Origin of the sequence: Limnohabitans sp. Rim8 (assembly GCF_945901735.1) — a bacterium.
GTDB lineage: Bacteria > Pseudomonadota > Gammaproteobacteria > Burkholderiales > Burkholderiaceae_C > Limnohabitans_A.
This window is the reverse complement of the sequence record NZ_CAMDLM010000016.1, coordinates 72,488-82,449: the sequence shown is the minus strand read 5'-3', so window position 1 is coordinate 82,449 and position 9,962 is coordinate 72,488. Positions and strand designations below refer to the sequence as shown.

10 protein-coding genes are annotated in these 9,962 nt (G+C 61.2%); 9 read left to right on the top strand and 1 reads right to left on the bottom strand.

The annotated features are described in order from the left end of the window. Positions 1-30: 30 nt before the first annotated feature. Positions 31-1,389 carry an exodeoxyribonuclease VII large subunit gene (gene xseA, locus Q0O99_RS09825; protein ID WP_293750885.1) on the bottom strand — a complete coding sequence of 453 codons (1,359 nt, stop codon included), beginning with the start codon at positions 1,387-1,389 and terminating at the stop codon, positions 31-33. Positions 1,390-1,739: 350 nt separating this feature from the next. On the opposite strand from xseA, the gene Q0O99_RS09820 reads away from it, so the two are divergent. The 9 genes from Q0O99_RS09820 (at position 1,740) to Q0O99_RS09780 (ending at position 9,872) form a co-directional block, all read left to right on the top strand. Then, on the top strand, positions 1,740-2,357 hold the full coding sequence (locus Q0O99_RS09820) for a MotA/TolQ/ExbB proton channel family protein (protein WP_293750883.1): 618 nt from the start codon (positions 1,740-1,742) through the stop codon (positions 2,355-2,357). Between the two features lie 11 nt (positions 2,358-2,368). Beyond that, positions 2,369-2,791 carry a biopolymer transporter ExbD gene (locus Q0O99_RS09815; RefSeq protein ID WP_293750881.1) on the top strand — a complete coding sequence of 141 codons (423 nt, stop codon included), beginning with the start codon at positions 2,369-2,371 and terminating at the stop codon, positions 2,789-2,791. Positions 2,792-2,796: 5 nt separating this feature from the next. Continuing rightward, positions 2,797-3,789: a tetraacyldisaccharide 4'-kinase gene (lpxK, locus tag Q0O99_RS09810; RefSeq protein ID WP_293750879.1), complete on the top strand. Its 993-nt coding sequence runs from the start codon at positions 2,797-2,799 to the stop codon at positions 3,787-3,789. A 62-nt stretch (positions 3,790-3,851) separates the two neighbouring features. Further along, entirely contained in the window at positions 3,852-4,058 is a 207-nt protein-coding gene (locus Q0O99_RS09805; RefSeq protein WP_293750877.1) for a Trm112 family protein, read from the top strand. 10 nt (positions 4,059-4,068) lie between these two features. Continuing rightward, positions 4,069-4,872 carry a 3-deoxy-manno-octulosonate cytidylyltransferase gene (kdsB, locus tag Q0O99_RS09800; protein ID WP_293750875.1) on the top strand — a complete coding sequence of 268 codons (804 nt, stop codon included), beginning with the start codon at positions 4,069-4,071 and terminating at the stop codon, positions 4,870-4,872. A 108-nt stretch (positions 4,873-4,980) separates the two neighbouring features. Next, positions 4,981-5,637 (top strand): adenylate kinase, encoded by a 657-nt coding sequence (adk, locus tag Q0O99_RS09795; protein ID WP_293750873.1) that lies wholly within the window; start codon positions 4,981-4,983, stop codon positions 5,635-5,637. Between the two features lie 316 nt (positions 5,638-5,953). Then, complete coding sequence (lexA, locus tag Q0O99_RS09790) at positions 5,954-6,625, top strand: transcriptional repressor LexA (protein WP_293750871.1); 672 nt, start codon at positions 5,954-5,956, stop codon at positions 6,623-6,625. Between the two features lie 590 nt (positions 6,626-7,215). Further along, positions 7,216-8,223 (top strand): D-2-hydroxyacid dehydrogenase family protein, encoded by a 1,008-nt coding sequence (locus Q0O99_RS09785; protein WP_293750869.1) that lies wholly within the window; start codon positions 7,216-7,218, stop codon positions 8,221-8,223. 128 nt (positions 8,224-8,351) lie between these two features. Further along, positions 8,352-9,872: a 3-hydroxyacyl-CoA dehydrogenase gene (locus tag Q0O99_RS09780; RefSeq protein ID WP_293750867.1), complete on the top strand. Its 1,521-nt coding sequence runs from the start codon at positions 8,352-8,354 to the stop codon at positions 9,870-9,872. Positions 9,873-9,962 lie beyond the last annotated feature (90 nt).

Below are 9,962 nucleotides of genomic sequence, written 5' to 3'. Positions count from 1 at the left end.
CCCCACCCCGCCAAGGCTTACCCAAGGGACCTATTTAAGCGACACGACCAAAGGTACCACGCCATCGGACAAAGTGGCCTGAACGTTCTGACCAGGCTGAAATTGCCCAGCATGGGTCAGAGCCTGACCCTGGTCATCACTCAGCCAGGCATAACCGCGCTCCAGCACCCGGTGCGGGTCCACCGACGACAAACGCAAAGCGGCCCGCTCCAGGCGCTGGGCGCGTTGCGGCACCTGCTGAGCCCGGTTGAAACCCAAACGGTCGCTCAGCCGCTCCAACTGATGGCCCTGCGCCATGAATTGACTTCGCACACCCATCTGCAAACGACCGGCCAACTGGTCCAGCCACTGGTTGTGCTGGACCAGCAAGGCTTGCGGGCGACCCAGCCGTGACGCCACCGCATTCAGACGCTGGCTCTGGCGCTCTTGCTGACGGACCAAACCCACACCCAACCGCGCCGCCACAGCGTCCAAACGCTGTGCCTGCCGGTCTTGCTGGCGCAGCAGGCCCCGATTCAAGCGGTGTTCCAAGACACTCAAAGCTTCAATGCCCACACCCCGGTCGGTCGCGGCCATCTCAGCGGCGGCCGTGGGCGTTGGGGCGCGCACGTCGGCCACAAAGTCGGCGATCGTGAAATCGGTCTCGTGACCCACGCCGCAAATGAGCGGCACGGGGCTTTGGGCGATCACCCGGGCCAGGTTTTCGTCGTTGAAAGACCACAGGTCTTCCATCGAGCCGCCACCGCGCACCAAGAGGATCACGTCCACAGGCGGGCACAGCGGGTTGTCCTCGGCCGTCAGGGCGTACATGGCTTGCAGGGCCAGCGCCAACGTGGCCGCAGCCCCTGCCCCCTGCACCAAGGCTGGGGCCATCAACACCGGAATGTGCGGCACGCGCCGCTGCAAGGCGGTCACCACGTCGTGCCAAGCGGCAGCCCCCAAAGATGTCACCACCCCAATGGCGCGCGGTTGAGCAGGCAAGCTGCGTTTGTGCCCAGCGTCAAACAAACCCTCGGCTTCGAGCTTGGCTTTGAGGCGCAAAAACTGCTCAAAGAGCACGCCCTGCCCTGCCCGTTCCATGGATTCGACGATCAACTGCAAATCGCCCCGGGCTTCGTAAACACCCAAGCGGCCCCGCACCTCGACCAATTCGCCGTCACGGGGCGCAAAGTCCATCAGACTGGCGGCACGCCGGAACATGGCGCAGCGAATCTGGCCGGTGTCGTCCTTGATTGAAAAATAACAATGCCCGCTGGCCGCGCGCGAAAAGCCCGAAATTTCGCCGCGCAAGCTGACCGGGTTGAACTGGGTATCCAGGGCATCGGCCACGGCGCGGCACAACGCTGAAACAGTCCAAGCGCGTGGGGGGGAGATCTCTGAAGGGCTCATGCCCGGGATTGTCCTACAGCCGGCAGCCACACCAACCCGTGCGTCTGACGCCCATCTTCAGTCGTCCACAGACCATCACGAGGTTCACTACCATTCAGCAAGGACAGTGCTCCGGCTTGACCAATTGACAAGTCCTTGATTCAGTTAATTTTTTAATCATTAATGGGTATTTTTAAAATACATGTCGATCAAAAAAATACAGCCCCACCAAAACTTTTCCACAAAGTTATCCACAGCCCATTCAAGCGATGGGGTGCTCGCTGGCTGGGTGCTCGCGGCGAGCCAGAGGCGCTTGCCATCATCCATAATGATGCTGTTTTGACACTTGGCCTCCCAAAGAAGGAACTGTTTTGTTGTCTATCATTCAGTCCGCTGGATGGCCCATCTGGCCGCTGATTTTGTGCTCTGTTTTGGCTTTGGCCTTGATCCTTGAGCGACTGTTTCAGCTGCGCGAGCACAAAGTCATCCCCCCACAAACCTTGGAACAGGCTGTTGAAATGAGCCGGCGTGGTCTTGCGCCCGAAGAAGCCGTTGTGCAACTTGAAAAAAATGGGGTTTTGGGTCCCGTTCTGGCCAGTGGTCTGCGCTGCCTGCAACAAAATCCTGCCGCCTCGTACGAAGACATCCGGGCGCACATGGAAATGGCCGGCCGTTTGGCTGCTGGGCAACTGGAGCGTTATTTGACGGCTCTGGGCACCATCGCTTCAGCAGCCCCCTTGCTGGGCTTGCTTGGGACCGTCATGGGGATGATCGAAATTTTCGCGGCCCAGACTGCAGGCAGCAGTCAACCGGCGCAACTGGCCTACGGCATCTCCGTGGCCTTATACAACACCGCCTTGGGTTTGATCGTGGCCATTCCAGCACTGATGTTCTGGCGCTACTTCAGAGCACGGGTGGACCATCTGCTGCTGTCGATGGAGGTGGCCAGCGAACAATTGGCCCGCCACTTGAGCCACCTGCGCCACTGAACGAGTCCGCTGTGAACTTTCGCAAACGCACCCCCTCGGCCGAGCCCGAGATCAACCTCATCCCTTTCATCGATGTTTTGTTGGTGCTGCTCATCTTTTTGATGCTCACCTCCACTGCGTCTCGCCTGAGCGAAATCAACATGACCTTGCCCTTGGCGGATGCCCAAAAGCAAAAAGATCGGCCGCAGCAGATTGTGCTCACGGTCAGTGCGCAAGGCCAATATGCCGTGAACAAATCCCCCGTTGATGGCACCTCGGTGAGTGCTTTGGCTGCCGTTTTGGGGCCATTGGCCTCCCAACAGGTGACCTTGGTGATCAGCGCTGACGCGCAGGCCAGTCACCAATCGGTGGTCCATGCCATGGAAGCGGCTCGCCGCACGGGGCTGTCGCAAATCACCTTCGCCACCCAATCTTCCGAGTCCTCGGGCTCCTGACACCCATGCGCCTGTCCGCCTGGCTGCACCAGCACTTGCCAAGGATCTGGGCTTCTCGGGGTTGGATCGCTTGGCTGCTGCGTCCCATCGCCCTCGTCCATGCAGCTTTGCTCTGGAGCCGGGCGCTGCTTTGGCGCTGGGGCTGGCGGCAAGCCCATCGGCTGCCGGTGCCGGTGATTGTGGTGGGCAATGTGGTGGCCGGCGGTGCCGGCAAAACCCCACTCACCATCGCCCTGGTGAACCATCTGCAGCAGCAGGGCTGGAAAGCAGGTGTGGTTTCACGCGGCCACGGCCGCCTGTTCGATGACATCCGTGCGGTCTTGCCCGGCAGCTTGCCCACCGAGGTGGGGGATGAGCCCTTGCTGATCCATCAAAAGACCGGTGCCCCCGTGTGGGTGGCGGCTCTGCGTGCCGAAGCCGGGCGGGCCTTGTTGCAAGCGCACCCTGAGGTCAATATTTTGGTGTGCGACGACGGTCTGCAACACTGGGCCTTGGCTCGGGACCTGGAAATCTGCGTCATGGACGAGCGCGGCGTGGGCAACGGCTGGCTGCTGCCGGCCGGGCCTTTGCGCGAGCCCTGGCCCCGGTCGGTGGACTTGCTGCTGCACACCGGCACCAATGGCTTGCAGGGCGGCTTTCAGGCGCTGCGTGAATTGGCCCCACTGGCGCACGATGCGCACGGCCGCAGCCGGGCTTTGTCCAGCCTGCTCGGCCAGCCCGTCGATGCGGTGGCCGGTCTGGCCCGCCCCGAGGCATTTTTTGCCATGCTGCGCGCAGCCGGTCTGCAGCTGCAGCAGACCACCGCCTTGCCCGACCATTTTGACTACGCAGACGGGTCGCCAAACCCCTCTGATCGCCTCTTGCTGTGCACAGAAAAAGACGCGGCCAAACTCTGGCTGCACCAGCCTGAGGCCTTGGCTGTCCCCTTGGTGCTGACGCCCGAAGCCGCGTTCTGGCAGGCGCTGGACCAGCGCCTGGCTGCACAACCGTTTCGCTGAAACGACCCGTCTGGACAGCCACATCCGCTGGCCGGCTTGTCTTGCGCCGTTATCATTGCCCCATGGACACCAAACTGCTTGAACTGCTGGTCTGCCCGGTCACCAAAGGACCGCTCGATTTTGACCGCGAGACCCAGGAGCTGCTCTCGCGCAGCGCCCGCCTGGCTTATCCCGTGCGCAAGGGCATTCCCATCCTGCTCGAAAACGAAGCGCGCACCTTGAGTGACGAGGAAATCGAGAAACTGGCGCCTTTGCGCCCCCCGCTCTGAAAGCCCAGGCATGCGGCAGACCCTTCCCGACGGCCACTTCAGCGTCCTGATTCCCGCGCGCATGGCGTCCAGTCGCCTGCCCGGCAAACCCCTGGCCGACATCGCCGGACTGCCCATGGTCGTGCGGGTGGCCCATCGCGCCATGCTGTCGAAAGCCGCCCAAGTGGTGGTAGCTGCCGATGACGACCGCATCGTGGCCGCTTGCGCAGCCCATGGTGTGCGGGCCCTCTTGACCCGCCAGGACCACGTCAGCGGCAGCGACCGTCTGGCCGAGGCCTGCCAGTTGCTGGGCCTGGGTCATGAGGCCGTGGTGGTCAACGTGCAAGGCGACGAGCCGCTGATCGAGCCAGCACTGATTGACCAGGTCGCGCAGCTGCTCATCGAACGGCCTGAGGCCAGCATGAGCACAGCCGCCCACGCCATCACCTTGCTGGCCGACTTCTGTAACCCGAATGTGGTCAAGGTGGTCACGGACGCCCGGCAGATGGCGCTTTATTTCAGCCGCGCACCCATTCCCTGGTGGCGTGATGGGCAAAGTGCCGCTTCTCACTTGGGCAAGAACCTCGAACCCTTCACCCAACTGCCCAGCCCGCCGCCCCTGCGACATGTGGGCATTTACGCCTACCGCGCCGGTTTTTTGGCCCAGTTCCCCCAACTGCCTCCCGCCCCCATGGAGCAGCTGGAGTCGCTGGAGCAGCTGCGCGCCCTGTGGCACGGACACCGCATTGCCGTTTACACCACCGGCCAGGCCCCCGGACCGGGCGTGGACACCCCAGAAGATTTGGAACGCGTTCGCGCCGCCATCCGGGCGTAAGCCTGAATTACGCCTTGCGTGATATTCTCACTGCAGTCGTTTGCCGCAACATGGGTCCCCTCGAGACCCGGCAGACCCACTCCATGACAAGCAATAAGGAAAACAACCATGAGACTGATTTTGTTGGGCGCACCCGGCGCAGGCAAAGGCACCCAAGCCACTTTCATTTGCCAGAAATACACCATCCCTCAAATATCGACCGGCGACATGCTGCGTGCGGCCGTGAAGGCCGGCACCCCACTGGGCTTGCAAGCCAAAGCCGTCATGGAGTCGGGCGGACTGGTCAGCGACGATCTGATCATCAACCTGGTCAAGGAACGCATTGCCCAGACCGACTGCGTCAATGGTTTCCTGTTTGACGGCTTCCCGCGCACCATCCCCCAGGCCGACGCCATGAAGGCTGCCGGCGTCAAACTCGACTACGTGCTCGAAATCGACGTGCCCTTTGAAGCCATCATTGAACGCATGAGCGGCCGCCGCTCGCACCCCGCCTCGGGCCGCACTTACCACGTCACCTTCAACCCGCCCAAAGTGGCGGGTGTGGACGATGTGACCGGAGAGCCCCTGGTACAACGCGCCGACGACCAGGAAGAAACCGTCCAGAAGCGTCTTCAGGTCTACAGCGACCAGACCCGCCCCTTGGTGGACTACTACGCCAACTGGGCCCAGGCCGATGCCGCCTCTGCGCCCAAGTACCGCGCCATCAGTGGCACGGGCAGCGTGGAGGACATCACCGCGCGCGCATTTGCCGCACTGGCACCGTAATCCTCGGCACACAGTCGTCAGGCTGCACCCACCCGACAAGCCCCTTTTCAGGGGCTTTGTTGTTGGCAGACAACACACAAAGACTCTGGGCACTTTGGCTGTCTGGGGGCTGTATCGCGCGGACCGGGCACGGTGAACTCCACCTGCGCTCTGCCGTGCAAGACCCGCGGCGCTAGCGCAACGGCTTCGCCCCGCCTCGCCAATTCAAGTTCAATTTCAGACTTTTTTTCATGGCAAGCTTGCACAACCAAGAAAACTGTTTAAAAATACAGCCACTGGATGAAACAACAGCTCCAGTCCCCACCAGGAGACCGCCATGACCGACAGCCCCAAACTCACCGCCCGCCAACAAGAAATTTTGCAACTGATCCAGAACACCATCGCCAACACCGGCGCACCCCCGACCCGCGCCGAGATCGCCAGTGTTCTGGGTTTCAAATCACCCAACGCCGCAGAAGAGCACCTCAAGGCCCTCGCGCGCAAGGGCGCGATCGAGTTGGTCAGTGGCACCTCGCGCGGCATTCGCCTCAAAGGCAGCTCGCGCAGCAGCTTGCGCACACCTTCTGATCTGTTCAGCTTGAGCCTGCCCGGGTTGGGTCAGCTGTGTCTGCCTCTGGTGGGGCGCGTGGCTGCCGGCTCGCCCATCCTGGCGCAAGAACACGTAGACCGCACCTACCAACTCGAAAGCAGCCTGTTTGCCCAGCAACCCGACTACCTGCTGCGGGTGCGTGGCATGTCCATGCGGGATGCGGGCATCATGGACGGCGACTTGTTGGCCGTCAAATCCACCAAAGAAGTGCGCAACGGCCAGATCGTGGTGGCCCGCCTGGGTGACGAGGTCACGGTCAAACGCCTGCACAAAACCGCCTCCAGCATCGAACTGCTGCCCGAAAACCCCGACTACCCGACCATCGTGGTGCACCCGGGCGAGCCTTTTGACATTGAAGGCCTGGCCGTGGGCCTGATCCGCAACAGCTTCGTCATGTGACATTTTTCAGTCGCGGCCTCAGGTGGCGGGCGCTGTTCATCAGCCCTGAAGCCGACGACTTTCTTCAGCAATCCTGCCTGTGTCCAACCTCCATGCTTTTGAAAGGTTTCACATGGGAATCGCTCTGCTTACACTTTCAGGTCTGTTCAAGAACCTGCCCTCCTTCGTTACTGGCTCCCCGGTGCAGGTTTTGCCTAAAAGACCGCCTGTACGCCCGCACCCCGAATGGGCTGTTCGGTCCTCACCTTGTGCTATGCCACCCCAAGGCAAGACGCCAGTGACCCAACGCCCACCCAGCCTGCGTGTCCTGCGTGTCCATGAATGTGGTCAAAACTCCCTCGGTGCCGGCCGCATGGTGATCTCTGGCCGCATGGCCGACGTCTGCGCCGAGCTTGATCGATTGGTCGCCTTGGAAGCGCGATACCGCCCCTCCTGAGGCTGGCAGACGGCTTGTGCCCACAAACAACACCCCGATACTCTGGAAGGGGGTTGTTGTGGCACCAAGCGACTGGCCACCGCACGCGTTAAAGCATCACCGATATGTGCCTGGCTGACGACAATCAGGCACGTGACAAGGCACAATGTCGAGCATGAACATTGTGATCCTAGACGACTACCAGGATGTCGTGCGAAAACTCGACTGCGCATCCAAACTCGAGAACTACCCAGCCAAGGTGTACACCAACACGGTCAAAGGCATTGGCCAGCTGTCGGTTCGGCTCAAAGACGCCGATGTGATTGTCTTGAACCGCGAACGCACGGGTCTCAACCGTGCCCTGATCGAGAAGCTGCCCCGACTCAAAATGATCGCCCAAACCGGCCGAGTGGGCAACCACATCGACTTGATGGCCTGCACCGAGCGCGGCGTGGCCGTGGCCGAAGGTGTGGGGTCACCCACTGCCCCGGCTGAACTCACTTGGGCCCTGGTCATGGCAGCCACACGAAGGTTGCCTCAATACATCAGCAGCCTCAAACACGGTGCATGGCAGCAATCGGGCCTCAAGTCCAGCTCGATGCCGGTCAACTTTGGCCTGGGCACCGTGCTCAAAGGCAAAACCCTGGGCATCTGGGGCTACGGCAAAATCGGCCAACTGGTCGCTGGCTTCGGCAAAGCTTTCGGCATGCATGTCCAAGTCTGGGGCAGCGACGAATCCCGCGTGCGCGCGGTCAAGGACGGGTATGCCGCTGCCACCAGTCGGGAAATTTTTTTTCAGACCACGGATGTGCTGACCTTGCACCTGAGGTTGAACGAAGCCACCACCGGCATCGTCACCAGCGATGACTTGGGGCTCATGAAACCCACGGCCTTGCTGGTCAACACCTCGCGTGCCGAACTGATCGAAACCAATGCCCTGATTGGCGCCCTCAACCGGGGTCGACCCGGTATGGCGGCAGTCGACGTGTTTGAAGCCGAGCCGATTTTGCAAGGCTCAGCCTTGCTGCGGCTCGAAAACTGCATTTGCACGCCTCACATTGGCTATGTCGAAAAAGACAGTTATGAACTGTATTTCAGTTCAGCTTTTGACAACGTCGTCAACTTCATCAGAGGCACGCCAACCAATATCGTCAATCCTGGCGCATTGCAGGTTCGACGCTGAGCAGCCTGGCCCCATTCGCAACGACTGAAGACATAATCGTTGCTGGCCTTCTGGCCCACATGTCCATTCGCTCAGCGAATCAACACGTTTTTTGACCCGGCCTTGCGCCTTGTATTGATACTTTCAACATGACTCTCGCATTTTCCAAAGTGGCCATTATTGGCGCCGGCGCCATGGGCCGCGGCATTGCCCAAATCGCCGCGCAAGCAGGCAGCCAGGTCTGGCTGTTCGACACGCAAGCCGAAGCCATTCAAAAAGCCCGCGATGCGGTGTTCCAGCAATGGGACAAATTGCAAGAAAAAGGCCGCTTGAGCGCTGAAGCAGTGGCAGGCCACAAAAGCCGCCTGCTGGGCGCTGCCAGCCTGCAAGACCTGGCCGAGTGCGAGTTGGTGGTCGAAGCCATCGTCGAAAAACTCGACATCAAGAAAAGCCTGTTCACCGATCTGGAAAACGTGCTGTCACCCAGCGCCATCTTGGTCACCAACACTTCTTCGCTCTCGGTCACGGCCATTGCCGCCGCCTTGCAGAGGCCCGCCCAGTTTGCGGGCTACCACTTCTTCAACCCCGTGCCCCTGATGAAGGTGGTCGAAGTGATTGCGGGCCTCAAAACAGACCCCGCTGTGTGCCAACGCCTGACCGAGTTTGCACGCCAAATGGGACACACACCCGTCCAAGCTCAAGACACGCCGGGTTTCATCGTCAACCACGCGGGTCGCGGTTATGGCACCGAAGCGCTGCGCATTGTGAGCGAAGGCATTGCCGACTTCGCCACCATCGACCGCATCCTGCGCGATCAGGTGGGCTTCAAACTCGGCCCCTTCGAACTGTTTGACCTGACAGCTCTGGACGTGTCGCACCACGTCATCGAAGCGATCTACCACCAGTACTACGAAGAGCCACGCTACCGCCCCAACGTCATCACCGCCCAGCGCTTGGCGGGGGGGGTGGTCGGGAAAAAAGTTGGTGAAGGCTTTTACAAGTATGTGGACGGCGCAGCCCAAGTGCCCGCCGAGCCCCCGGTGCCTGTGGTGGACAGCATCCCGCCCGTTTGGGTATCGCCCCGCGCTGCCCGCCGCATGGAACTGCTGCAGCTGCTCAAAGACCTGGGCGCCAAGATCGAAACCGGCGCGTCGCCTTCACCCGAAGCGCTGACCTTGGTCGCTCCGCTGGGCTTTGACATCACCACTGTCGCCGTAGTCGAGCGCCTGGACCCGGCCCGCACCGTAGGCATTGACATGCTGTTTGAGGACGCTTCCACCAAGCGCCGCGTGCTGGCCACCAACCCGGCCACCCGCATCGACATGCGCGATGCGGCCCATGCCTTGTTTGCCCGAGACGGCAAAGCCGTCTCGGTCATCCGCGACAGCGGCGGTTTTGTCACCCAACGCGTGGTGGCGTCCATCGTCAACATCGCGTCCGACATGTGCCAGCAACGCATCTGCAGCCCGCAAGATCTGGAAACCGCCGTCACCTTGGGACTGGCCTACCCCATGGGCCCCTTGGCCATGGGCAACCGCTTGGGGCCCGACAGCATCCTGGAAGTCCTGTTCAACCTGCAAACGGTTTATGGTGACCCCCGTTATCGCCCCAGCCCCTGGTTGCGCCGCCGCGGTGCGATTGGCTTGTCGCTGATGCACACCGAGGAATAATGACTTTGCGGGACAGATCTTTGGCTCTGTCCCACCTGAATGACTTTGCGGGACAGATCTTTAGCTCTGTCCCATCTGAATGACTTTGCG